Origin of the sequence: Paraburkholderia sp. J63 (assembly GCF_905220245.1) — a bacterium.
GTDB lineage: Bacteria > Pseudomonadota > Gammaproteobacteria > Burkholderiales > Burkholderiaceae > Paraburkholderia.
The window spans coordinates 16766-41188 of the sequence record NZ_CAJMZF010000059.1 but is presented as its reverse complement, the minus strand read 5'-3'; the positions used below and the strand labels follow the sequence as shown (position 1 = coordinate 41188).

Here is a 24423-nt window from a genome sequence, read left to right as displayed (position 1 = left end):
AGCGTTGGCCGTCCGGTTCAGGTTGAATCTGAACTCCATCAGCGGCCTCCCGGGGCGGATGCATGCACGACGCCGCATGCGCGCGGTGCGCGGCGTGTCGTTCGCATCGAGCGATTGAACAGGTTGAACGAATTCATGTCTTGAAGCACCAGCGTTTCTGGATGTGGCTCTGTGTTGCTGTCGGCGGCCCCAGCGCCTCGCCTGCATCGCCTTACGGCGGGCGGCACAGGCGCGCGGGGCCGCGCTTTCTTGTCTATCCCGGACGTTGCTTGTCGCAAGCGACGTCAGCCCCGTGCGCGCCGGAACATCCGTGCGCGCAAGTCTCGCCAGCGCGCGGCGAGTCTCGAACGGAGGCAAGGCGGAGCGGCCGGCGCGCGCTGGCGGGCGCCGATCACATCGGGATGGAGGTCTTGCTGCGTTTGCGGCAGCTGCGGCAGAAGAAGGCCGAAGTTCATGCTGAATCTCCTCGCGTCTCACGTTCGTGTGGACGCCTTGGCGAGGAAAGCCAGCAGACCCGGCTGCGCGATGCCAATTCGGCGCGCTACAGCGGCTTTAAGTCTGCGCGCTTTCCTCAGGGAACGAAAAAAGGAAGCGGCATAACGGATAACTGTCACTGTCGGACATCGGAACTCCTCATCGTCACGGCGGCGCGCGGCGAGCCGGATCGGCTTAGCCATGCGCAACGCAAGTGGCGATCCGCGCATCGCACGCATCGGCTGGCGATGCGCGCAACGAACGGACCGTGCCGCGAGCGAGGTTCGCCCACGGCGCGATATCGGCCCGATGCTGCGCGCGAAAAACACGCAGCGGCGCCGGGTCGACGCTAATCAGAGTGCACGAGGATTACTGCTGGACGCGCACCATCTGCCTGGCTGGCAAGACGGCGGCTGAAAGAAAGGGAGCGCGGACGTCGTGCCGGTCAGGCAGCGAAACTATTCGAAGATCGACAACTGCTACTGTCCAAGGCGTCAGCCCCTTTTGTTAAGACGGGCGAATTTTAGTCACGCCCACTGCCGGAAGTCAACACGATTCGCGCCTCGCGTCAAATGTCGTGCCAATGCCGCCACACGACCACCGCGCGGCCATCCCAAGCCGGTGATGGCGGCGCGCGACGGCGCATGGGGCGTGACCGGTCTTCATCTGGCCCCGCGGGCGATTGCATCCGGTTCATTCTGCTGCTGCGGCTGCCATACGCATTGAGGGGCGGATCGTTTGCCAACCTCGTAGATGGTTCGCAATCCACGTACCCGGCGCATGGCGGCGGCGGCCTTTCCGTCTGCGTGACGGACAATTCGACTTTCGTGCCAGTGCGCGTGAAAGGCTGCACTCACGCGCGCTTGCGGACCTGCTGCCGGGTATCGCTCGCGCCCATGCGCTCCAGCCGCTCGCTGGCCTCCGCCAGCACCCAGAACGGCGCGCTCTGCAACTGCTGGTCGTAGACGGCCACGACCGACTTGACCGCCTCGAATTGCGCATCGTCGAGACACCAGACGTCCTCGGCGCCGCCGCGCGCGAAGCACGCGAGGATCGCCTCGTCGGCAGAGCTGACCTGCTCGGGCGTCAACGCGCCGTAGCCCGCGCCGGCAATCGACTGCGCCAGCACGTGCGCATGCAGGAGCGCGCGCGCATCATGTTGTGCGCCGCCCGCGCGCAACGACGCCAGTGCCAGATGCACTTGCAGCGCGAGTTCGTCCGCGCTCGCGCGCGGCATCGGCAGCAGCTCGGCCTTATTGCGCCGCGCGCGGGTGGTCTTGTGCTGCGGAAAGGGGATCGTCTTGGCCATGGCGCACATCGGTGTCCGTTCAGATGCATTCAGCCGCATTAACGGCACGTAGCGCCCAAGGTTGAGCGCCGCCGCGCGAGATGGGTGTAACGATTGGTGACAGGCTGGCGCCAGTAGGCGCAGACGACCCGCCCTAGCTGGTCACGCGCCCGTGCGGGCCTGACGCGGCGCTAGCGCGCGTCGTCGGAGCCTCGGCGAGCGGCCATGAAGGCCTCCACGTGGCGGATGGCCGCCTCGCACTGATCGAGCGTCAGATGGTGGATCGACGGATTCGGCAAGTCGAAGCCCAGTTCCTCGGCGAGCCAGCGCAACGCGCGGCCGCGTGCCTCGAAGACGTTCACCTTGTCGCGCCGCACCTTGGCGGCCACGAGCGGCTCCAGCACATCGTGCAGACGGCTCTTGGCGTCGCGCAGCGCGGCGTTGGCGAGCCGGCCGAGCGGCACGTTGCGCGTGCTGCGCGCGGGCACGCCAATCCACGCCTCGCAGGCCGCGCAGACCCAGAGCGGGCCGTGGTCGTCGCGGTACGGGTAGGCTTCGTCGCCGTAACGGGCGAGCAGCGCCTTCGCGCCGCAGTAGTCGCACAGCGGCTGCGGCAGCGCCTTGACCGGTCGGCCTACGCGCATGCGCGGCTCCCTGGGGCAAAAGTCGACGATTGCATGAGCTTGCTTGCGTGGTGGTGATTGCGTTTGCGGTGTTGCTGCGGCACGGCTGGGGCGCGTCTGGAGCGCATTTGGGTTATGGCGGGGCGAGCGCGGGAAGAACGCGCCCTTTGGCGAAAGGATACCGGGAAACGGGCGCCGGACGCCCGCTCACCCCACCTCAACCCGCACCCGCGGCGGCCCGCGTCTCCTCGTGCTCGAGCGAGCGCGCCTCGCGCAGGGCGGGAAAGAGCTTCATCCATAGCAGCGCCACGCCGATCGTCGCCACGCCGCCCACCAGCACCGCGGGCTGCGCGCCCCACCATCCGGCGGTCAGGCCCGACTCGAACTCGCCCAACTGATTCGAAGTGCCGATGAAAAGCGAATTGACGGCGCTCACGCGGCCCAGCGTGTCCTCGGGCGTGCGCAATTGCACGAGCGAGGTGCGCACGACCACGCTCACCACGTCCGACGCGCCCAGCACCGCGAGCGCGACAAGCGACACGGCGATGTTGTGCGAGAGCCCGAATGCGATGGTCGCGCAGCCGAACACGATCACGCCGCCGAACATGGCGAGGCCGGGACGTCTGCGCAGCGGAAAATGCGCGAGCCAGATCGAGCCCGCGAGCGCGCCCACGGCCGAAGCGGAGCGCAGCAGGCCCAGCGCCAACGGCCCCGCATGCAGGATGTCGCGCGCGAAGACGGGCAACAGCGCGGTCGCGCCGCCGAACAGCACGGCGAACAGGTCGAGCGAGAGCGCACCCAGAATCACGGGCTGCGAGCGGATGAAGGCGATGCCCGAAAACACCGAGGCGAGCGTGACGGGAGCTCGCACGGCGGGCCGCGCCTGCAGCGGAATGGCTGACGAGAGCATGGCGGCTACGGCGAACGACAGCGCGCACACCAGATACGCCGGCCCCGCGCCCACGCCGTAGAGCAAGCCGCCCAGCGCCGGCCCGACGATCTGCGCGGTCTGGCCCGCCGAGGTCGACCACGCGGTGGCCGTGGGCAGTTGCGAGCGCGGCACCACGGCGGGCAGCAGCGACGAGATGGCCGGCGACTCGAACGCACGCGCCGCGCCCACGCAAGCCGCCAGCGCGTAGATGACCGGCGCGCTCAGCCAGCCGCCGAAGGTGCCCCACGCGAAGATCAGCGCGGCGGCGCACTCGATGGCCTGGCAGACGGCGGCGATGCGCCGGCGGTCGTAGCGATCGGCGACATGGCCGACGACGAGCGTGAGCAGGAACATCGGCAGGAACTGCGAGAGGCCGACGAGGCCGAGCGCGAACGCGCTCTTCGTGAGCGCGTAGACGTGCCAGCCCATCGCGACGGCCAGCATCTGGAACGACATCGAGGCGAGCACGCGCGCGCCCCAGAAGCGCTGGAAGCCGCGATTGCGCGTGAGAGGCCCGGGTGCGGCGTCGGGTGCGGATGAGGGTGTGTTCATGAACGGCGGGAAAGGCGCCGCGCGTGGGCGACGTGCAAAGCATCACATTTTAGAGCAGCGCGCCTGACGGCACCGGCGCACCTCGATTCATGCGCGTAGCGGATTGCCGGTTTCGATATATACATTAGAATACAACGAACGCGTCGGGCTTCCCGGTTGGGCCTCCCGCCATGCGACCTGAGATCCATGAGTCAGAAAGAGGTGGTTGAGTGAGCCGTCAGCCCTTGGCGACGAATGCCGCGGGAAACAGCCCGGGCACGCTGAGCGCCGTGCCGCCGGCGTCGCCGTCCAGCACGCCGGCGCACGGAGCGCGGGCGACCGGCATGCGGGAAACCGGCACGCTGGAGTTGGACGTAGAGGCGCCTGACGCCGTCCCGGCCACGTTCACGATCCTGCGCCCCGCGTCGGGCCACGAGCGCGCGGAGCAGATTCGCGACGTCATCGACGCCTTCCGGCGTCTGCGCGAAAGCATCGACCGTTTCAACCGCCTGTTCGCCGCCGACGCAAGCGAGCCGCCGCCGCGCGGCGAGAGCGGCGCTTCGCTGCAGCCGTTGCTCGCGGTGCTTGCACGCCGCGTCGACGGCGCGCGCTTTGCCCGGCATCGCGAGCTCAAGCGGGCGATCCGCGACGCGCGCCGTCTCGACAAGACTCGCGACGCGCTCTTCTCCGACGCCTTCTGCCTCGACACCGAAGCCATGCGGCAAACCGCGGCCGAGCTCGAGCGTCTCGATACGGCGTTCGTCCGCCTGGGCGTCGGGCACGTGCTTGCGCGGCATCTGGAAGACGCGCGCGGCGCGGCGGCCGAAACCGCGCCTGCGGCAGCCGCAGCCGTGGAAGCCGATGCCGTCGCGCCCATGCAAAGGGATGCCGCCTGATCCGGCGCACGCACGCGCCCAGCGGCACGCGGCGCGCCGAACACCATCAGACAAGCGCCGTCAGCCGCCATCCAGCGTGTGAGCGCGGCGCCGCTCCACCCGCCTGACCACGTTATATTCCGTGGTATATTGCGCATTCGGCAGGCAGCCGTGCGTCATCGCCAACGGCTGCGCCACGCGCATCGCCATCCCGCGCTCCCAACCGGATCAGAGGTCACCATGCACGCACCGCCGTTTCGCCTCGCCCGGACGCCGCGACGCCGGACGAGGCGCCGCATCTGCGCGTCTTCGCTCCCGCCGCCGCTGCTGCCTGTTGCGGCCCTTCGCAAGCCGAGCTGGACCGCTCGCGGCGCCGCCCGCGTCTCGCCGATCTCGACGCGCATCTGCACTGCTCGATCATCGGCACCTGTCTTTCCACGCACGAGCTGCGCAAGCTCGTGCCGAAATTCACGCCACTCGACGGCCAGCACGCGAGCGATCTCGAGATTCATCACACCGCGGTCGAGCATGCGATACAGGGCGGCGCGCTCTGCAAGGCGCTGCAAAAGGCGCTCGACACGCGCTACGCCGGCGCGCTGCGCCGCTTTGCCGCCGCGCGAGACGCCGACGCCGTCCTCGCGCTCTGGAACGAAGCCCGCGCGAGCGGCGACATTCCCCCCGCCTACTGGGCGTTGATGACCCATCCGGCCACGACGATGGAAGTGCGCCAGGCCGCGTTCGGCGACCTGCACATGCTCTCGCACCTCGTGGGCTCGGCGAACCGTGCCGATCTGCGCCGCCTCGTGGCGCTGGAGGAAGAAAACGCGGCCTTGCAGGCAAAGATCGAGCGCCAGCAGATGCGCCTCACCGAGATGAGCCGCGAGCGCGACGACGCCCGCAAGGCGCTCGACGAACAGGCGGCGCACGCCGCCGCCCGGCCGGAATGGCAGGACGCGGAGCACAACCAGGCGGCGCTGCACGAGCAGCTCGCGGCGTTGCAGGAAGCGCTGGCTGCACGCGACGCACGGCTCGCGCTTCAGACGAGCCGCCGCGAAGCGGCCGAGCTGCGCGCTGCCGCGGACGCAAGCACGCTGCAGACGTTGCGCACGCAACTGGACGAAGCCCATGCGCTGATCGACGCGCTGCGCGCCGAGGCCTGTGCGATGGAAAGCGCCGCGCAGCCCGACGACGAAGACGCGCCGCGCGCCCTGCCGCGCGAGGCGCTCAAGGGACGGCGCATCGTCTACGTGGGCGGCCGCCCCGGATCGAATCACGCACTGCGGCGCTGGGTGGCCGCGGCGGGCGGCGAGCTCACGGTGCACGACGGCGGCGTCGAGGACCGCAAGGGCCTGCTGGCGGCCTCGCTCGCCGGTGCCGACATGGCCGTGTTTCCGGTCGATTGCATCGATCACGATTCGATGGCCACGCTCAAGCGCGTGTGCGAGCGGCACCAGGTGAGCTGGCACCCGCTGCGCACCGCGAGCCTCGCGAGTTTCGTCGAATTGATGATGCGGCTGCACGTGAACACCACGCCTGCGCTGACGGCCGTGCCCGTCTCGCGGTTCTGCCTGCGCCACGGCTAGGCGGCCCGGCGCGCACGCAGTCGTGCGCGTCCGGCGCCGCGCAAGGTGCGCGTGCGGGTTCAGCCCTTCACGAGTTTCTTCAGCGCTTCGATTTCGAGCGCGCATGAGGCCGCGGCCCGCGCCTCGATGCCGCGATAGAGGCGGATGATCTCTTCGCCCACCGGCGTGAGCGTGCTGCCCCCGCCGCTTTGGCCGCCGTGCTCGGAGACCGTGGCCGGCGATTCGAGCGCGCGATTGAGTTCGTCCATGAGGAGCCACGCGCGCCGATACGACATGCCCAGACTGCGCGCCGCCGCGGATATCGAGCCGTGCTCGCGCACGGCTTCGAGCAGTTGCACCTTGCCAGGCCCGAGCGCGATGGTGCCGTCCTGAATGACGCGCATGCGAAAACGGACGTCAGGCTCCTTGCGCTCTGTCGACACACTGGGCTGCGTCTGATCTTTTTGGGGTGGGGTCATGGGCGCAAGCATACACGAAGGGCTGGGCCATCCGGGCTGGACCATTCGGGCTGTGGGCTGGCGCCCATGCGCACTCAATGCCCCTGCGGAAAGCAGAAGCCGAAATCCTCGCAGCCGGGACAGCCCGGCGCGGGCCCCGGCACGCCGCCGGTGGCCCGTGCCAGTTCGCGCGCGAGCAGTTTCTTCCAGCGCAGCCCTTCGCGATTGCGCGCGACGACCTCGGGAAAGAAGCGCGTGAGCATTTGCGTGACGTCGTCGCGACCCGCGAGACCCAGATCGCGCCACAGGTGATCGGGGCGCAGGCACGCATGCGCGAGGATCGTGGCGAGACACCGGGCATCGGCGGCATCGACATCGGGTGCGGCGAGACCCATCAGGAAGTCGCGCATCGACGCAACGAATGCGGCATGCGTTGCATCCACGACGGGCGGCTGATGCGGCAAATACGGATCGAAATGCGACGATGGCGAGAGCACCGCCGCCGCGTCCGCCGCGAAATGCCGTTGCGCAAGCTCCGCCAGCGCTTGCGCCGATAACCCCAGCAAGACCCGCTCGCCGCGCACTTCGCGCGCCGCCACGAGCCGCGCGAACAGCCACGCGGCGTCGGAACACGCGCCGCCGGGCACGCCGGTCAAACGGTCGCGGCAAGCCGCCGCGCGACGCTCGAAATCGGGCGCCGCCGCGTGGCCGGGCAAGGTCTCGGTCATATCGGTCGCCGTTGCGGTCACGCGCGCGAGCAGCGGCGCGCAAGCCGGTTCAGCACGAGCCGCGTGCGCAAATCAGGCGTCCACGCCCACGATCACGCTAGACGCCTTGAAGAGCGCCGAAGCCGCCTTGCCCGCCGCGAGGCCCAGGTGGTCCACGCTCTCGTTCGTGATGATGGCCGCGATCTGCGCGCCGCCCGGCGCCGCGATCACGACCTCGGCGTTCACGGCGCCCTTCGTGACCGAAGCGACGGTGCCCGCGACGACGTTGCGCGTGGAAACCTTGCTGGCGTCGCCGTCGACCATGATGATCACCGACGAAGCCTTCACGAGCGCGAACGCGCTCTTGCCCGCCGCGAGGCCGAGCGACGCGGCGCTGCCGTGCGTGATGATGGCGACGATCTCGAGGCCACCGTCGGCGCGCAGCGTGACTTCGTCGTTGACGGCGCCGGCCTTGACCGCAGCGATCTGGCCGGAGAAATGATTGCGGGCGCTGGTACGCATGATGGCCTCCTGTTGGACCGCACTGGGTGCGGCCCCATGCAAAGTTGAGAATTCAAGAAACGACAAAATGACGAAACGACGAAACAACCGGCGCGGCGCGCGCGGCCGGGACGTCCGGATGCAGATGCCCAGTGTAGCCGCGCAACCGGATCACGCACAGGTGTTATCGGGAACATTGCCCATGTGGCCAGGTGCATGAACCCGGCAGTCCGTCGTAATATATGGACCTTTATAACGCTACGGGGTAGAAGAGATGATCCGCAAGCTGATCGCATCTGTCGTGGTGATGTCCGGCGTGCTCGCCGCCAGCACGAGCGCATTCGCAGCCGATGACAGCGACGTCAACGTGCTCTACGCAGGCTCGCTCGTGAATCTGATGGAAAAGAGCGTCGGCCCTGCGTTCGAGAAGGAAACGGGCCTGCACTTCAAGGGCTACGCAGCCGGCTCGAACAAGATCGCCAATGAAGTGAAGGGCAAGCTGCGTCGCGGCGACGTGTTCATCAGCGCGAGCCCGAAGGTCAACGCGAGCCTCATGGGCGAGGCCAACGGCAATCACGTTTCGTGGTACGTCAATTTCGCCGAATCGCCTCTGCTGATCGGCTACAACCCGAAGAGCCGCTTCGCCGCCGATTTCAAGACCAAGAAGTGGGATCAGGTGCTGCAGGAGCCGGGCATCCGCCTCGGCCGCACCGATCCCAAGCTCGATCCGAAGGGTGCCTTTACCGTCGAGCTCATGACGAAGGCCGCGCAGGCGTATGACCAGCCGGACCTCGTCGAGAAGACGCTCGGCGCGCCCGAGAATCCCGCCCAGGTGCTGCCCGAAGAAACGCTGGTGGGCCGCCTGCAGTCGGGCCAGCTCGACGCGGGCTTCTTCTACTCGACCGAGACGTCCGACCTGAAGATTCCGGCGATCCATCCCGCACCCGAGCTGGGGATCAAGGCGAACTACACGCTCACGATCCTCAACGACGCGCCCAATAGCGCAGGCGCCGCGCGCTTCGTCAACTTCCTGCTGAGCGCCGAAGGCCGCAAGCTGCTCGCCGAGCACGGCGTGGACGTCACGAAGCCCGCGGTCAAGGGCGAAGCCCAGGCCATTCCGCCTTCGGTGCAGGCCGTGATCGACGCCGCGCAGCAATGACGATGCGGCAGCCATGACCCAACCCACGCAACGCGCCGCAAGGCCGCTCTGGTGGCTCGGCGCGTTGCTCGCGGTCTATCTGTGCGCGCCGTTTCTCGCCAGCATTCCGCAGATCGATCAGGCCGACTGGGCCGGCGTCGACTGGGGCACCATGGGGTCGGCGGTCGGGGTCTCGGTGGCGAGCGCGAGCGTGGCCGCCCTCGTCATCCTCGTGGGCGGCGTGCCGCTCGGCTACTGGCTCGCGCGTTCGCGCGCACGCGGCGTCGCCGTGCTCGGCTTCGTCGTGCAACTGCCGCTCGCTCTGCCGCCGCTCACGAGCGGCATCCTGCTGCTGTTCCTGATCGGCCCGTATAGCCCGATCGGCCAGCTTTTCGGCGGCTCGCTCACCGACTCCTTCACGGGCATCGTGCTCGCCGAAACCTTCGTGGCCGCGCCGTTCCTGATCGTCGCGGCGCGCTCGGCGTTCGCCGCCGTCGATCCGGTCTACGACGACGTCGCCGCCACGCTCGGCCATCACGCCGCCAGCCGCTTCTTCCGCGTCACGCTGCCGATCGCGTGGCCCGCCATCCGCGCGGGGCTCGCGCTCGCCTGGCTGCGCGCGTTCGGCGAATTCGGCGCAACGGTGATGGTCGCCTATCACCCATACTCACTGCCGGTCTACACCTACGTGGTATTCGGCGGCCAGGGATTGCCGGCGATGATGCCGCTCCTGCTGCCGACGCTCGCCATCGCCATCGTCTGCGCGGTGCTCTCGGTCTATAGCCGCGGCGCGCGCGCAACGCTCGCGGTGAGCGTGGACAACGGCGACGAGCTCACCGCATTCACGCCCGCCGCCACGGCAGCGGACACGGGCGATCTGCGGCTCGCATTCGCGGCGCAGCGGCGCCTTGGCGCCTTCACGCTCGACGTCGCCTGGCAGCCGCGCACGCGACGGCTCGCGATCATCGGGCCGTCGGGCTCGGGCAAGTCGCTCGCGCTGCGCATCGTCGCGGGCCTCGAGCCCAACGACGCGGGCTTCGTCTCGCTCGGCGCGACCGACATCGGCGCGCTGCCGCCCGAGCGCCGCCAGATCGGCTACATGCCGCAAGACTACGGGCTTTTTCCGCACATGACGGTGGCGCAGCAACTGGCGTTTCCCGTCGATGCCGATGCCGCCAGCGCACGCTACTGGCTCGCGCATCTGGGTCTGGACACGCTCACGCAGCGCCTGCCGCGCCAGCTCTCGTTCGGCCAGCGCCAGCGCGTGGCGCTCGCACGCGCGCTCACTCGGCACAGTCAACTGCTGCTGTTCGACGAGCCGTTCGCCGCGCTCGACACGCCGCGCCGGCGCAAGCTGCAGCAATCGCTGCGCGCGCTGCAGCGCGAGATCGGCGCGGTAACCGTGATCGTCACGCACGACCCCGACGAAGCCGCGCTGCTCGCCGACGAAGTGCTCGTGATCGAGCACGGCCGCACCTTGCAGGCCGGTCCCGTTCACGAGGTATTCGCGCGGCCCGCCTCGCTGCGGGTGGCCGAATTGCTCGGACTGCACAACATCGGCGTGGGCGTCGTGCTGGGCTCGGGCGAGATCGAAACGGCGGGCGGCCTGCGCTTGCCGGGCACGAATGCCTGCCAGGGCACGCCGCTCGCCGCGGGCACGCCCGTGATGTGGCGCGTGTCGCCGCGCGCGCTGTGCGCGACGCCGGGCGGTTCGCTCGAAGGCCGTCTCACTGGCGTCTCGCTGCGCCACGGCGACCGCTATGTCACGGTCGAGCTGGCGGGCGAAACATTCGACCTCCCCGCCGACGATGCGGCGTTCCCGCCTGCCTGCGCGCACACGAGCGAACGCGCAGGCGCGCTGCGTTTCGAAATCGATCCCGCGGGCGTTTTCGCGTGGCCTGCGGCGCACCCCTGAAAAAGCTCACCTTTGGGTGCCGCGGCGGTCTCGATCGCACTGTGCCGAACGTCGCGACACGACACAGAAGGCCTTGTTTTCCCGTGTTTTCAAAGCCTTCTGCCCAAACGGTTAGTGTTTCGAAACGACGATACGCACCGCTCCCGAATAGCCTCACCTTTGGCGCTCAGGTGCGCCTTCACGCACGGGATCAAGAAAGATTCGCATCGCTTAACCTGGGACTACCAGGAAATTTTTTCGCGGCTCGATAGAAAATCCCGCGTTTTGGCACCGCGTTTTGGATCGATGGTGCCCGCCGGCTCGCAAGCGCACTCGCGCAAACGGTGAAGGGCAGACTGTTCGTTCACCTCACCGCATGGCGCCGAATCGTACGTTGGCGTCAGCTCCCGAAAACCCTCACCTTGATTCACGCGTGCTTGCACGGCAGGGCATGAGCAATCGCCTCGCGTGCGTGACCTGGGACTCCCAGGAAATATTTCACCGTAACGGCCCGAGAAATCGCGTGATTTCTTGCGCGGGCGCGCAATCGCGGTGAGCGATCCGGAGCCAACGTGCTTCACCTCTGGTCGCATCGAGCCGCGAGCACATGCCCGCGCACCATTCCCGAAAACGCTCACCTTTCGCACCGCAACGCCTCGTTGCGAAGGTCTTCGGCTCAAATGATGAAGCGGCTATCTTCGTCCAATACCTTCGGCAACGGCATGAGATCCGAGCGCGCGAAGCGTATCAGCGAGAACGCGCGCACGCCCTGCGGGCTGGCCGGAAGACGCGCGAGCGGAAACACGATCTCCGCGCCGTTGCTCCGCGCGTCGCGCTCGATCACGATGTTCATCGGGCTCAGCCGCACATGCTTCATCTCGACGTTCGCGTGCCGGGCAGGATCGGCCAGGACACCGCAGATCACGTCCATTTCGTGCTCGAGCGCATCGGTCTTCAAACCGAGCGCGGCAAGCGCCTGTTCGTTCGCTTCGATCGATGCCTGAAGTTGCGCAAGCTCCGCGGCGTTCTCGATCGCACGCTCGCCCACCATCCGCTGGGTGCCCGCGCCCTGCCGCGTGAGCAACTGGCGGCGCGTGCGCAGCAGCGCGCGCTCCTGTTCCAGCGCGTCGCGGCGCGACTCGTCGGCGCCGATCTGCGCGAGGCCTTCGAGCGCGATCTGCTCGACCACGCGCTGCACGATGTGCTCGCGCAGATCCGCTTCGGATTCGCCGCACACGCGCACCTGGTGATCGTCGAAACTCAGCGTGGTCTGGGCGACGTCGGTATGCACCTCGTCGCCGTGCCGCCCAACGCCGAAGCCGCGCCGCTCCATCATCGCCATGCCCAGCACCGCCCAGGTTTCGCTCACGAGCGAATGGCTCTCGAACCACGCATGCAGTTCGGGCGAGCGGCTCAGCACGAGCGAGATCTCGTCGGGCGCGGCGAAGAACGCGTGAATATAAGGATCGTCGAGCCAGTTCGCGGCGCTCGCCTCGCGCGCGGGCGGCAGGCGCTCGACGATATCGTGCACGTACGCGATCGACTGCGCGAGCGCGGGGCAGAGCCGCTCGCGATAGTCGCGCGCGAGTTTCAGCGACGGGCTGAGCACGACCAGCCGATCGAGGAGCGCGCGCATTTGTGCGGTCTCCTGAACCGGCATCGCGCGCTTGCGTGGCCACAGTCGGTCGAAAAATCCCATGATGCAACTCCGTGGTGCGGCGCCGGCGGCGGCACTCGAGGAGTGGGCTCACCGGCGCGTATGGCGAGTCACTATACCGTGTCCCGCCTGCGCGACGATGACAGCTTGCCGCACCGCACCACTCCCGAAAACGCTCACCTTTACCAATAGGCCCAGACGCTTTAGATTGAAAAATCCGCGAAGCAACTTAACGACGTCCAGTAAAAACGCTTTTTCGATGCCACTCAGTGAAGATCAGCTCCCGCAGACACTCACCTTTGTCATTCACGAACCGGATTACCCGGTTATTGGCCATTTCTGGTTGCTCGCAGCGAGCCCGGCGTCTACGCCCCCGAAAATGCTCACCTTTTGGTTAACGCCACGGGAATCGGCTCCCGAATTTGCTCACCTTTGAGCGCCCTGGCCGGCTCGCGAGCAACGCCTCAATACTTCTATCAATTTGATTCGGATGCCGAATCAACTGCACGACCAAGCCGACAACTTGAACCTGCCGCAGCCGGGGTTAGCCTCGCGCCTTCGCCCTGCCCTTCAATTAGCTTGCTATCCGAACGATTCGCGCGCAACGATCTTCGTTTCCCCGGGAATGCTGTTTGCTCAGCGCCTGCGCCGCGCTGCCCTCGGGCATTGCGAACGCATCGGGACAAACCCCTGTTGCGGGCAGCCGGAACCATGCCGGCGCAAGCCGCGCTGCCCCACGGCCCAGATTTAGAGTGCTTCGTTCAATTGACAGCCTCCAATGTCATGATCCAATCTTCAGCGCATAAATTATTACGAGACAGGGAGGCAACACATGTTGGAGAGCATGCTCCGCTGCGTCGCGCTGGCCGCAGCCGCAACGCCATTGCTGGTCGCGTGCGGCGGCGGCAACGCCAGCGATCCGGCGCCCATCACCCCGGCGCAATGCTCGGGATCGAGCTGCGCGAACCAGGGGCCGCCCCCGAGCCAGCCGGCTGCCACGGCGCTGTGCCCGGCCGACGCCGATATCGCGAAGAACACCTACCTGGGCGGCGCGGGCAGCGGCGAAGTGGTGAGCCTGAGCATCGATCCCACCAAAATGACCTACTCGCTCACCTTCCTCACCTCGCCGATCCCGGTGAATTCGAGCTCGGTGCAGAACACGCGTGCGGGTCTCACGATCACGGGCGCGGTCCAGCATCCGCCCGCCGGCTCGCTGCCCACACCCGCGCAGATCGCTTGCGCGTTCCAGCTTCAGCAGGGCACCGGCACGATCAACGGCAGCCCCTATACGACGGCCTATAACGCCAACAATCCGCCCACCATCTACGTGGGCTTCGGCGTGGCGGGTGGCGGCATTCCGGGCGCGAGCGTGGACTTCAGCGGCGACCAGCTCGCCTCCACGCTGTTTCCCAACGTGAAGGCCCGTTCGTTCGACTTCTATCCGTTCGTCGGCTTTTCGTCGGTGAGCACGAATATCGCCGACTTGAAGGGCTCGTATAACGCGCTGCTCTATCACATCCTGCCTTCGAACAACTTCGCGCCCGCGGCCGAAGTCACGCAGGAACAGTACGACGCGAGCGGCAACTGCAGCGTGCCCGCCGGCGCGAACAACACGAGCTGTGCAACGGCCACGAGCGCGTGGACCGCGGACGCAAGCGGCAGCTACTTCGACAGCGCCAACGCGCCGCAGATCCAGGCGCCCACGCCGGTCGGGACACCGCTCGTCGGCCCGCTCCTCGGCCTCATCGTCCAGCGCAACGGCGCGAGCGCGCATCTGATCCTCGGCAAGCTCAACAACGCGATCGTGCCGATCGTCGTGCGCACCGGCTACGTGAACGAAAACCTCACGAACGCCCACGTGGACGACGAATCGGGCATCGCGATGATGGCGCCGGCCACCACGCTCAAGCCGGGCGCGTTCGACGGCAGCTATATCGGCGCCGACTCGAACTTCGCCTACACGGCCACGCTCATCAACGGCCAGACGGCGGGCTTCCTCAAGCCCTCGACGATGACGACGCAAGGCACGTTCACGCTCGATTACACGCAGACGCAACCGGGCCTGATCGGCGCGATCGACGGCAACGGCAACAAGGGCAATGTAATCGCGGTGGGCGGCCTGTACGGCATCTTCCTGAACGGCGAGGAGAACGGCGGCGTCACGTCGACCTCGGCCAACAGCGCCACGCCGAATCAGCCTTACTTCGGTGTGGGTGCGCTGATCCAGCCGCAATAAGCGTCGTGCAGCAGGTATCCGACGGCGATTCGTTCGGATACCTGATCAACTGAAACAAGCTGAAACAAGCGATTGAAAGAAGCCAGACCGGGGCGTCAGGAGGAGGAGCCTGCGCCCCGCCGACAAGAACTATTCTGGAGACGCGGTATGAAATCCAAGCTCTTCGCGACGCTGGGTGTGGGCGCGCCGTTGCTGCTCACGCTGAGCGCATGCGGCGGCGGCGGCAACAGCAGCCCGCCGCTCGTCGAAACCTCGCTCTGTCCGACTACGCTCGACTACAGCACGGTCTATACGGGCGGCGGCGGTGACGGCGAAATCGTCAAGCTCCAGCTCGACACCACCAAAAAGACCTGGCAGATCACCTATGTGGAGTCGCCGATTCCCGCGACCACGGGCACCGTCACGCCCACGCGCAAGGGGCAGGTGACGTCGGGCACGATTACTCAGGAGACCGCACTACCCACGGCCAAGCTCAACCAGTGCGCGTTCCAGCTCAACGGCGCGAGCCTCGATCCGAATCGCCCGGCGCGCGTGTTCATCGGCGAAGGCGTGGCGGGCGGCACGATTCCGGGCGCCGAGATCCAGTTCGCGGGTTCGGGCGGCATCGGCGTGGTGCCGGACACGAAGTTCCCGTATTACCCGTTCATCGGCTTTGCCTCGCTCGAAACGAATCTCGCCAACGTCGCCGGCACCTATAACCAGCTCGGCTATCACCAGGTGCCGTCGCAGAACTTCCTGCCCGCCGCCGTCGACGCGAAGATCACCATCAACGCCGACGGCTCGTGGACCGAGTGCGACAACACCGGCGTGAACGCGGGCCAGTGCCTGCAGCCGGGCAGCAACTTCACGCCGTCGACGGACGGCAGCGGCGCATTCGAGACCGATCACTTCCAGGGGCAGGTCAAGCCCACGCTCGTGACCGGACAGAACGCGGCGAAGGGCTTCATGATCGTCGGCAAGCTGCGCGGGCAACTCGTGCCGGTGCTCGTGCGCACCGGCGTCGCGTATCCGCAGGTGGGCATCGATCCGCAAAGCGGCGCGACCGGCCCCGTCGCAGACGACGAATCGGGCATTTCCGTGCTCGCGCCGCAAACGTCCATCGCGCAGGGCTCGCAGGACGGCGAGTACATCGGCGTGGACAGCCAGTTCGATTACCGCACGCTCGCGCTCTCGGGCACCCAGGGCACGCTGATCGATCCGTTCAACGCCTCGCAGGCCGCGCTCGCGACGGCGCTCGATCTCGACTTTGCGCAGGGCGTGCCCGGCATCGTGACGACCACGCACGTCGGCGCGTCCACCGGCAGCACCCCGACCGGCAAGATGATCTTCACGGGCGGCGTGTTTGGCTTCCTCGACATGACGAATGCGTCCTCGCCCTATTTCACGGCCGGCGCGTTCGTGCAGTGACGCGGGCAATGGCGCGTGCCACCACGCATCGATAAAACCGGGCCGTGCAGCCCCTGAGGTGACCGCCTTGCGCACGCCAACACGTGCGCACCGCCTGGCGTGCGCAGGACCGGCCGTTCACGAAACGGCCGCCGCACACCCACCAGGCGGGGGCAGGACACCCGAACCTGAGAGTAGTTGGCAAGAGCAAGAACAGGGAGGAATGATGAGACGTATCGCAAAGCCAATGCTGGCAGCGGCGGCGGTCGTGCTGAGCACGACCGCCCACGCTCAGCACGCGGGCGACAACGTGGCCGTGCTCGGCTGGTTCCACGTCGCGCCGCAGCAGTCGACCACTCCGCTCACGACCACGGTGGCGCCCACGCCGATCAATACGCCGCTGCGCCTGCCGAATTCGTTCACGTCGCCGGGCACGGGTCTGTCGACGAACAATGCGAACACGGTCGGCCTCGTGTTCACCCATTTCCTGACCGATCACATTGCGGTCTCCTCGGTGGCGGGCGTGCCGCCCACCTTCAAGCTATACGGCCACGGCACGATCAAGCCGCCCGGCCCGGCAGGCGCGCTCGGCAGCCAGAACCTGGGCGATCCGGCCACCAATCCCATCGTCCAGAGCGTGCGCCAGTGGAGCCCGGCGCTGATCTTTCAGTACTACTTCCGGAATGCCGACGCGAAATTCCGCCCGTTCGTGGGCATCGGCGTCTCGTACAACTGGTTCTCGGACATCCAGCTCAACCCGAACTTCGTGAAGGCGACCCAGGACGATCTGGGCTCCGTGCTAGCGGCCGGCGCGGGCAAGCCGGGGCAGACGCAGGTGAGCGCGAAGGCTTCGTCGTCGTGGCAACCGGTGTTCAATCTGGGCGCCGAGTACAACATCACCTCGCATCTGGGACTCGTGGCTTCGCTCACCTACATTCCGCTGAAGACCACGTCTTCGGTGATCGTGAAGGCCGCCGACGGCACCGAGCTCGCCGTGAGCCGCGCGGAGCTCAAGGCCGATCCGCTGATTTCGTTCCTCGCGGTCTCGTACAAGTTCTGAGGCGCGTGACGGCGTGACGGGCATGCTGCGCACGATGTGAATGACGCGCGTGATGTGCGTCCGGCACGTTTCGCGTGCGTTACGTGTGCTCGCCAACGCGCGTTCGTGGCGCTCGCGCGACGGCTCGCGCTAAAATCGGCGCATGCCGAAATCGCCCACGCCTCCCGTCACCGACACCGCGCCCGAGCCCACCGTCGACAGCGAATACACCGTCGACGAACTCGCGCGCGTGGCCGGCACCACGGTGCGCAACGTGCGCGCCTATCAGGACCGCGACCTGCTCATGCCGCCCGACAAGCGCGGCCGCGTGGGCATCTACAACGATTCCCACGTCGCGCGCCTGAAGCTCATCAATCACCTGCTCGCGCGCGGCTATACGCTTTCGAACATCCAGGACCTCATCAAGGCCATCGACGATGGCGGCGACCTGCGCTCGATTCTCGGCCTCGAAAACGCGATTGGCGGTCCGTGGTCGCACACGCGGCCCAAGACCTACTCCCTGCCCACGCTGATCAAGCTGTTCGGCCCGCAGGCGCCCAGCAGCCTCACCCGGCTCGCGGAGCTCGGGCTGCTCGAACGCAAGGGCCTGTCGTTCATTTCGCGCAACCCGGCCATGCTCGACGCCGCCGCGGCCACAGTGCGCGAGGGCATTCCGGCGCGCGAGCTGCTGGACGTGCTCGAAGAGGCGCGTCCGCATTTCGATGCGATCGCCGGGGCACTGGTGGCGATGGTCGTGCGCCATCTCGACCGCTACGACGCGGGCGCGCTGCCGCCCGCGACCGACATGCCCGCGCTCGTCGACGCGATCTGGCGGCTGCGGCCGCTCTCCACCGTGTTCGTCGAGAACGAGATCCTGCGCGCGCTCGAAGAGCAGTCGGGCGCCTACCTGGGCGGCCGCGTCGCGACGATCCTCGAACAGACGCTGGGCCGCCGCGCGGGCTCGGCGGCATCTTCGGCATCGACTCAAGATGCTTTGTCCGAGCCGGGCGAAGCCGTCGCCAGGTCCGCGAGATCCACCAAGGCCACGCGTGCATCGGACGGAGCAGCCGCGAAGCAATCCGCCGGTAAAGCCGCAGGCAAAGCGACGGGCAAAAAGCGCTGACCCGGCCTGCGGCAGCAGTCTTCCAGATCACGTTTTTTTGCGGGCTTGTCTTGTAGCCCCGTTTTTCTCCTCCCCTTTTCCCACCCGTCTTCGGCACCAAACCGGCGCCAGGCGGGCGTTTGCGCGTTTTTTCCTGCCTGCGCGCTTTTCCTGGAATGCTCCCTCTAGCCCCTTGCGTCAAAGCGTCTCGCCCACTATGTTTACATCATTCAATGTAACAGTTCGTACTGGACCATAGAGAGGCGCTCCGAATGAACGCACCCACCCGGTCTGTCGACCCGGCAGGCAACGGCGGCAACGCTCCGGCCGGCGAGCCGCTCGGCATCGCCATCATCGGCACGGGATTCGCCGGGCTCGGCATGGCGATCCGCCTCCTGCAGCGCGGCCATACCGACTTCGCCGTATTCGAAAAGGCCGGCTCGGTGGGCGGCACCTGGCGCGACAACCACTACCCGGGCTGCGCATGCGATGTGCAATCGCACGTGTACTCGTTTTCGTTCGCGCCCAATCCGCGCTGGACACGCATGTTCGCGCCGCAGCCCGAGATTCGCGCGTATCTGAACCGCTGCGTCGAGCAGTTCCGCCTCTCGCCGTGGCTCAACTTCGATCACGAGCTGACCAGCGCGCAGTGGGACGAAAGCGCGCATTGCTGGCGTCTTGCGTTCGCCAACGGACGGCGCCTCGCCGCCCGCGTGCTGGTCTCCGGCATGGGCGGCCTCTCGCGGCCCGCGCTGCCCGCGATTCCCGGCGTGGACACCTTCGAGGGCAACGCGTTTCATTCGCAGCAGTGGGACCACGGCTATGCGCTCGAAGGCAAGCGCGTGGCCGTGATCGGCACGGGCGCGAGCGCGATCCAGTTCGTGCCGCAGATCGCGCCGAAAGTGGCCGCCCTCGCGCTCTTCCAGCGCACGCCGCCGTGGATCATGCCCAAGCCCGACCGGCCGCTTTCCCGCTTCGAGCAGTGGATGTTCCGCACGCTGCCGTTCACGCAGAAGATCGCGCGCACGGGCCTCTACTGGATGCTGGAGTCGCGCGTGCTGGGCTTCGCGATTCACCCCGCGCTCATGAAGAACGTGCAGAAGCTCGCGCTGCGCCACATCCGCCATCAGGTCCAGGACCCCGCGCTGCGCGAGACGGTGACGCCCGATTACACGATCGGCTGCAAGCGCGTGCTGATATCGAACGACTATTATCCGGCGCTCACGCGCGCCAACGTGAACGTGGTCACGGACGCGATCGCGCGCATCGACGCCACCGGTGTGATCACCGCGGACGGCAAGCATTACGAAGTCGATTGCCTGATCTACGGCACGGGCTTCCAGGTAGCCGATCCGTTTCCGGCGGGCGCCGTTATCGGGCGCGGCGGCGTGGATATCGTCGATACGTGGCGCAGCGGCGCGCATGCGTACCTCGGCACGACTTTGCCTGGTTATCCGAACTTTTTCATGATCATGGGCCCGAATACGGGGCTCGGCCACAACTCGATGGTCTTCATGATCGAGTCGCAGATCGAGTACATCCTCGGCGCGCTCGACGCCATGAAGCAGGATCGCGCCGATGCGATCGAGGTGCGGGAGCAGGTGGAAGCGCGCTACAACGCGCGCATTCAGGAAAAGCTCGCGCGCGCGATCTGGTCGGTGGGCGGCTGCAAGAGCTGGTATCTCGATCCGCGCAACGGCAAGAACACCACGCTCTGGCCCGGCTTCACGTGGCGGTTCCGCCAGGCCACGGCGCATTTCTCGATGGCCGACTATCAGGTATTGCGCGCGCCGCGTCGTGAGGAGGCCGAAGCGCTGCTCAGCGTCGCCACGCAGACCACCGAGGCCGCCTGAAGCGCAGCCTCACGCGCAACGTCAGGCACCACCCAGCGTCACGCATCGCCAGGGAGAAACAACGCTCATGAAGCACTTCGACAACAAGGTCGCCGCGATCACGGGAGCGGGCTCGGGCATGGGCCGCTCGCTCGCCGTGCAGCTCGCCGGCGCCGGCTGCCATCTCGCGCTCGCCGACAAGAACGCGCTCGGCCTCGCCGAGACCGAGCGCATCGTGCGCGCGCTCGCCCCCAAGGTGCGCGTGACGACGCGCGTGCTCGACGTGGGCGAGCGCGACGCCGTATTCGCATGGGCCGATGAAACCGCGCTCGCGCACGGCCGCGTGAATCTCGTGTTCAACAACGCGGGCGTCGCACTCTCGAGCACGATCGACGGCATGTCGTACAGCGATCTGGAATGGATCGTGAACATCAACTTCTGGGGCGTCGTGCATGGTACCAAGGCCTTCATGCCGTATCTGAAGGCGTCGGGCGACGGGCATATCGTCAATACGTCGAGCGTGTTCGGCCTCTTCGCACAGCCCGGCATGAGCGGCTACAACGCCACCAAGTACGCGGTGCGCGGCTTCACCGAATCGCTGCGCCAGGAGCTCGACATGATGAAGTGCGGCGTCTCCGCAACCTGCGTGCATCCGGGCGGCATCCGCACGAACATCGCGCAGTCGAGCCGCGTGGCGTCGAACATGGTCGGCTTCATGGTGGCGAGCGAGCAGCACGGCAAGGACGAATTCGAGAAGTTCTTCATCACCACCGCTGACGACGCCGCGCGCACGATCCTCACCGGCGTGCGCCGCAACGCGCGGCGCGTGCTGATCGGACGCGACGCCCGCATGGCCGACTGGCTCGCGCGCGTGCTGCCCTCGGCCTATCAGGCGCTCGTCGTGTTCAAGGCGCGGCACGAGGCCGCGAAGGCGCGCAAGCGTGCGCGCCGCGAAGCGGCCAATGGGCTCGCCAGCAGCAGCGCCAGCGCAGGCGAGCGTGCAACGAATAACAACGCAGGCAACAGCAATCAGGGAGAAATAGCATGATGCCGATCCGGCGCGACATCCGCTTCGCGTTACCGCCCGAAAGGGCTTGCGACTGGCACGTCGAGGGCGTGCCAGTCACCCACTTCTTCAATGCGCTCTCGCTGCTCTTTCCGGCCGGCGAGCGCTTCTTCATGGACGCCGTGCGCCACTACCGCGACCGTATCGAAGACCCCGAGCTCAAGAAGCAGGTGATGGGCTTCATCGGCCAGGAAGCGATGCACACGCGCGAGCACGTCGAATACAACGATCTGCTCCAGGCTGCGGGCCTGCCCGCGCACAAGCTCGACAAGCGCCTGTGGGCCATCCTGAACTTCGCGCGCAAGGTGCTGCCGCCTTCGCTGCAGCTTGCGCAGACGGTGGCGCTCGAGCACTACACCGCCATGCTCGCCGATCTGCTGCTCGCCGACACCGGCACGCGCATCGAAGGCTCGGTCGAAGGCTACAAGCAGATGTGGCTATGGCATGCGCTCGAAGAAACCGAGCACAAGTCTGTTTCGTACGACGTCTGGAATCTCGTGATCGAGCCCGGCGTGAAGCGCTATCTGATGCGCACCGGCACGATGCTCGTGACGACGGCGCTGTTCTGGCTGATCGTATTCGACTACCACCTCGCACTCATGCGCCGGCACCGGCGGCGCATCGGCAAGTTCGGCGGCCGCTGGCAGCTCATCAAATTTCTCTACGGCCCGCGCCACGGGGTGTTTCCCGGCATCGCGCCCGAATGGCTGCGCTTTTTCAAGCCGAGCTTCCATCCGTGGGATCACAACAATCGTAAGCATCTCGAACGACTCGACGGCCTCATCGCGCAGATCGACGAGACCAATGCGCAATATGCGTCGCAAGCCGCGCCGCGCCGTGTGCCGCTGCATAAGGCCGCTACGCCGCGCGCGGCCTGATCGATCATGGGCGCGATGAGCAAAGCGATGGGCGACGATTCGCATGAGCGCGACGCGGCTTCGGCTTCGGTGCCGGCAAGGCTCGAAGCGGTCTCGGACGGAGTGCGCCTGGCCGTGTACGTGAGCGGGCCACCCGACGCCCCGCCCTTGATCCTCGTGCACGGCTATCCAGACTCGGCGCGCGTATGGGAGATGCTGCGCCGCGAGCTCGATACGCGCTTTCGCGTGATTGCGTACGACGTGCGCGGCATGGGCGCCTCGGCGGCGCCGCAACGGCGCGCCGATTACCGGCTCGCCCAGCTCGCCCGCGATCTCACCGCCGTGGCCGATGCCACCTGCGGCGGGCGGCCATTTCATCTCGTCGCGCACGACTGGGGCTCGATCCAGTGCTGGGAAGCCGTGACCGACCCGGCCAACGCGGCCCGCATTGCTTCGTACACGTCGATCTCGGGGCCGTGCCTCGACCACGTGTTTCGCGCGCGCATGAGCCTCGCGCAGTCGCTGAAATCCTGGTACATCGCGTTCTTCCATCTGCCGCTCGTGCCGCAACTCGTCTGGCGCCTGGGCGGCGCCGCACTGTGGCCGTGGTGGCTGCATAAGACCGAGGGCGTCCATGCGAAGCGCGATCCCGATCAGTTGCGCAACGGCATCAACGGGCTGCAGCTTTATCGCGCCAACTTCGTCGCGCGCGCCTGGCGGCCGCGCGAGCGGCGCACCGAGGTGCCCGTGCAATTCATCGTGCCGCGCTTCGACCACTATGTGACGCCGGCCCTGTCCGAGGGCGTCGCGCAATGGCTGGGCCGCTACCGGCGCGAGGTCATCGACGCATCGCATTGGACCGTGCTGCGCGACGCGCCGCTCATTGCCGCGCGCATCGAACAGTTCATCGCGTGGACGAAGCGCGGCACGCAGCCGACGACAGCGCAACCGCAATTCGCAGACGATGCCGATACCTGCGGCGATACACCGGAACGCGGCTTGCCTGAAGGTATCTGATATCTATTCCTGTACTTTGGATAACGAAGAATTTCGCATTCTTCACTTTCTCCCAATCTTGCCAGCAGAGGACCGCGTGAACGCCATCGTCTTGCCCCTCGTACCGGGAATCGTCGTGATAGCCGCGGCCTGCGCCGCGCTCATGTCATTCACGCGGCGCGCGACGCGCCGCATCGAACGGGCCGTGCCGATGGACGGCCGACATATCGATATCGACGGGGAGCGCATCCACTACGCCGAGTATGGCAATAGCCACGGCAACGGCGATAAACCGCCCGTCGTATTCGTGCACGGCCTCTGCGGGCAAATGCGCAATTTCGCCTACCTGCCTCTCGAAGCGCTCGCGCGCGAGCATCGCGTGATTCTCGTCGACCGGCCCGGCTCCGGGTACTCCACGCGCGGCGCGCATAGCGCCGCCAATATTCGTGCGCAGGCGAACACGATTGCGCGCTTCATCGCTGCGCTCGGTCTGAAGGCGCCCGTGCTCGTGGGGCATTCGCTCGGCGGTGCGGTCGCGCTGGCCGTCGCGCTCGATCATCCCGAATCGGTCGCGCGGCTCGCGCTCATCGCCCCGCTCACCCATGTGCAGACCGAGGTGCCCAAGGCGTTTCGCGCGCTCGCTGTGCGCTCGGCACGCGTGCGCCGCTTCATGGCGCATACGCTCGCCACGCCCCTCGGCCTTGCCACAAGCACCCCGACGCTCAAGGCCGTATTCGCGCCCGAGGCTGTGCCCGCGGATTTCCGCACGCGCGGCGGCGCGCTCCTCAGCGTGAGGCCGACGGGGTTCTACAACGCGTCCATGGACCTCATCGCCATCGAAGATTCGGACGATCTCGAACAGATGGAGCAACGTTACGCAGATCTAACGGTTCCCGTCGACGTGCTGTTCGGTCGCGACGACATCGTGCTCGACTGGATGCGTCACGGCGATGCGCTGCGCCGCCGCTCGGAGCGCGTGACGCTCAAGGTCGTCGATGGCGGCCATATGCTGCCCGTCACCGCGCCCTCGACCACTTGCGACTGGCTGCGAGCAGCGATCGCGGGCACGATGCAGACGAATGACGAATACCCGATCGCCGTGGACCAGCACGATGGCGCGCATGTGCCCGTCGCTCCAGCGCCGTTGCATAGCGGGTCGGCGATGCAGTCCGTCCGCTAGCGTGAGCGTTATACAGGAATACGAACCAACTGGGCGCGGCGCAAAACGGTGAACAGGAAATTGAGAAACAACGCGCAGCGCAGCCATTAC

General features: G+C 67.0%; 22 protein-coding genes. 14 read left to right on the top strand and 8 right to left on the bottom strand.

Features of this window, described 5'->3' with window-relative positions; genetic code table 11:
- Window positions 1-401 precede the first annotated feature (401 nt).
- Window positions 402-827 (top strand): hypothetical protein, encoded by a 426-nt coding sequence (locus U5775_RS35525; protein ID WP_322062807.1) that lies wholly within the window; start codon window positions 402-404, stop codon window positions 825-827.
- A gap of 500 nt (window positions 828-1327) precedes the next feature.
- On the opposite strand, the gene U5775_RS35520 is transcribed toward U5775_RS35525, so the two are convergent.
- From U5775_RS35520 to U5775_RS35510, 3 genes are all read right to left on the bottom strand, one after another.
- Entirely contained in the window at window positions 1328-1783 is a 456-nt protein-coding gene (locus U5775_RS35520; protein WP_322062806.1) for a hypothetical protein, read from the bottom strand.
- Window positions 1784-1953: 170 nt separating this feature from the next.
- The gene (locus tag U5775_RS35515; protein ID WP_322062805.1) at window positions 1954-2406 is read right to left on the bottom strand and encodes a zinc-finger-containing protein; all 453 of its coding nucleotides are present in this window, start codon (window positions 2404-2406) and stop codon (window positions 1954-1956) included.
- A 196-nt stretch (window positions 2407-2602) separates the two neighbouring features.
- Window positions 2603-3868, bottom strand: coding sequence for an MFS transporter (locus U5775_RS35510; protein ID WP_322062804.1), 1266 nt, complete (start codon window positions 3866-3868; stop codon window positions 2603-2605).
- A 209-nt stretch (window positions 3869-4077) separates the two neighbouring features.
- On the opposite strand from U5775_RS35510, the gene U5775_RS35505 reads away from it, so the two are divergent.
- Window positions 4078-4743, top strand: coding sequence for a hypothetical protein (locus U5775_RS35505; RefSeq protein ID WP_322062803.1), 666 nt, complete (start codon window positions 4078-4080; stop codon window positions 4741-4743).
- Between the two features lie 60 nt (window positions 4744-4803).
- Here U5775_RS35505 and U5775_RS35500 read toward each other — a convergent pair whose 3' ends face one another.
- Window positions 4804-4932: a hypothetical protein gene (locus U5775_RS35500; protein WP_322062802.1), complete on the bottom strand. Its 129-nt coding sequence runs from the start codon at window positions 4930-4932 to the stop codon at window positions 4804-4806.
- Between the two features lie 248 nt (window positions 4933-5180).
- Between U5775_RS35500 and U5775_RS35495 the strand changes: the two genes are divergently transcribed.
- The gene (locus U5775_RS35495) at window positions 5181-6305 is read left to right on the top strand and encodes a DUF2325 domain-containing protein (RefSeq protein WP_322062801.1); all 1125 of its coding nucleotides are present in this window, start codon (window positions 5181-5183) and stop codon (window positions 6303-6305) included.
- A gap of 59 nt (window positions 6306-6364) precedes the next feature.
- Here U5775_RS35495 and U5775_RS35490 read toward each other — a convergent pair whose 3' ends face one another.
- The 3 genes from U5775_RS35490 to U5775_RS35480 all read right to left on the bottom strand — a co-directional run bounded on the left by U5775_RS35490 (window position 6365) and on the right by U5775_RS35480 (window position 7971).
- On the bottom strand, window positions 6365-6763 hold the full coding sequence (locus tag U5775_RS35490; RefSeq protein WP_322062800.1) for a winged helix-turn-helix domain-containing protein: 399 nt from the start codon (window positions 6761-6763) through the stop codon (window positions 6365-6367).
- 74 nt (window positions 6764-6837) lie between these two features.
- On the bottom strand, window positions 6838-7470 hold the full coding sequence (locus tag U5775_RS35485; protein WP_322062799.1) for a nitrogen fixation protein NifQ: 633 nt from the start codon (window positions 7468-7470) through the stop codon (window positions 6838-6840).
- 72 nt (window positions 7471-7542) lie between these two features.
- Window positions 7543-7971, bottom strand: coding sequence for a TOBE domain-containing protein (locus tag U5775_RS35480; protein WP_322062798.1), 429 nt, complete (start codon window positions 7969-7971; stop codon window positions 7543-7545).
- 253 nt (window positions 7972-8224) lie between these two features.
- Here U5775_RS35480 and U5775_RS35475 point away from each other — a divergent pair, with 253 nt between their 5' ends.
- Together U5775_RS35475 and U5775_RS35470 are read left to right on the top strand one after the other, a co-directional pair.
- Complete coding sequence (locus U5775_RS35475; RefSeq protein WP_322062797.1) at window positions 8225-9109, top strand: extracellular solute-binding protein; 885 nt, start codon at window positions 8225-8227, stop codon at window positions 9107-9109.
- A gap of 13 nt (window positions 9110-9122) precedes the next feature.
- The gene (locus tag U5775_RS35470) at window positions 9123-11003 is read left to right on the top strand and encodes an ATP-binding cassette domain-containing protein (RefSeq protein WP_322062796.1); all 1881 of its coding nucleotides are present in this window, start codon (window positions 9123-9125) and stop codon (window positions 11001-11003) included.
- A gap of 655 nt (window positions 11004-11658) precedes the next feature.
- Here U5775_RS35470 and U5775_RS35465 read toward each other — a convergent pair.
- Window positions 11659-12681 carry a hypothetical protein gene (locus U5775_RS35465; RefSeq protein WP_322062795.1) on the bottom strand — a complete coding sequence of 341 codons (1023 nt, stop codon included), beginning with the start codon at window positions 12679-12681 and terminating at the stop codon, window positions 11659-11661.
- A 790-nt stretch (window positions 12682-13471) separates the two neighbouring features.
- On the opposite strand from U5775_RS35465, the gene U5775_RS35460 reads away from it, so the two are divergent.
- The 9 genes from U5775_RS35460 to U5775_RS35420 all read left to right on the top strand — a co-directional run bounded on the left by U5775_RS35460 (window position 13472) and on the right by U5775_RS35420 (window position 24333).
- Window positions 13472-14875: a DUF2957 domain-containing protein gene (locus tag U5775_RS35460; protein ID WP_322062794.1), complete on the top strand. Its 1404-nt coding sequence runs from the start codon at window positions 13472-13474 to the stop codon at window positions 14873-14875.
- A 147-nt stretch (window positions 14876-15022) separates the two neighbouring features.
- The gene (locus U5775_RS35455; RefSeq protein ID WP_322062793.1) at window positions 15023-16282 is read left to right on the top strand and encodes a DUF2957 domain-containing protein; all 1260 of its coding nucleotides are present in this window, start codon (window positions 15023-15025) and stop codon (window positions 16280-16282) included.
- Between the two features lie 205 nt (window positions 16283-16487).
- Window positions 16488-17321, top strand: coding sequence for an OmpW/AlkL family protein (locus tag U5775_RS35450; protein WP_322062792.1), 834 nt, complete (start codon window positions 16488-16490; stop codon window positions 17319-17321).
- 142 nt (window positions 17322-17463) lie between these two features.
- Window positions 17464-18423 carry a MerR family transcriptional regulator gene (locus tag U5775_RS35445; RefSeq protein WP_322062791.1) on the top strand — a complete coding sequence of 320 codons (960 nt, stop codon included), beginning with the start codon at window positions 17464-17466 and terminating at the stop codon, window positions 18421-18423.
- Window positions 18424-18674: 251 nt separating this feature from the next.
- Window positions 18675-20255, top strand: a complete 1581-nt coding sequence (locus tag U5775_RS35440) for an NAD(P)/FAD-dependent oxidoreductase (protein ID WP_322062790.1) — start codon at window positions 18675-18677, stop codon at window positions 20253-20255.
- A gap of 67 nt (window positions 20256-20322) precedes the next feature.
- A complete protein-coding gene (locus U5775_RS35435) occupies window positions 20323-21282 on the top strand; it encodes an SDR family NAD(P)-dependent oxidoreductase (RefSeq protein ID WP_322062789.1) in 960 nt (319 codons plus the stop codon).
- Window positions 21279-22178: a metal-dependent hydrolase gene (locus U5775_RS35430; protein WP_322062788.1), complete on the top strand. Its 900-nt coding sequence runs from the start codon at window positions 21279-21281 to the stop codon at window positions 22176-22178. The genes U5775_RS35435 and U5775_RS35430 overlap by 4 nt, the downstream gene beginning before the upstream one ends.
- Window positions 22179-22193: 15 nt before the next feature.
- Entirely contained in the window at window positions 22194-23174 is a 981-nt protein-coding gene (locus U5775_RS35425; protein ID WP_322062787.1) for an alpha/beta fold hydrolase, read from the top strand.
- Between the two features lie 142 nt (window positions 23175-23316).
- The gene (locus U5775_RS35420; RefSeq protein WP_322062809.1) at window positions 23317-24333 is read left to right on the top strand and encodes an alpha/beta hydrolase; all 1017 of its coding nucleotides are present in this window, start codon (window positions 23317-23319) and stop codon (window positions 24331-24333) included.
- Window positions 24334-24423: the final 90 nt, after the last annotated feature.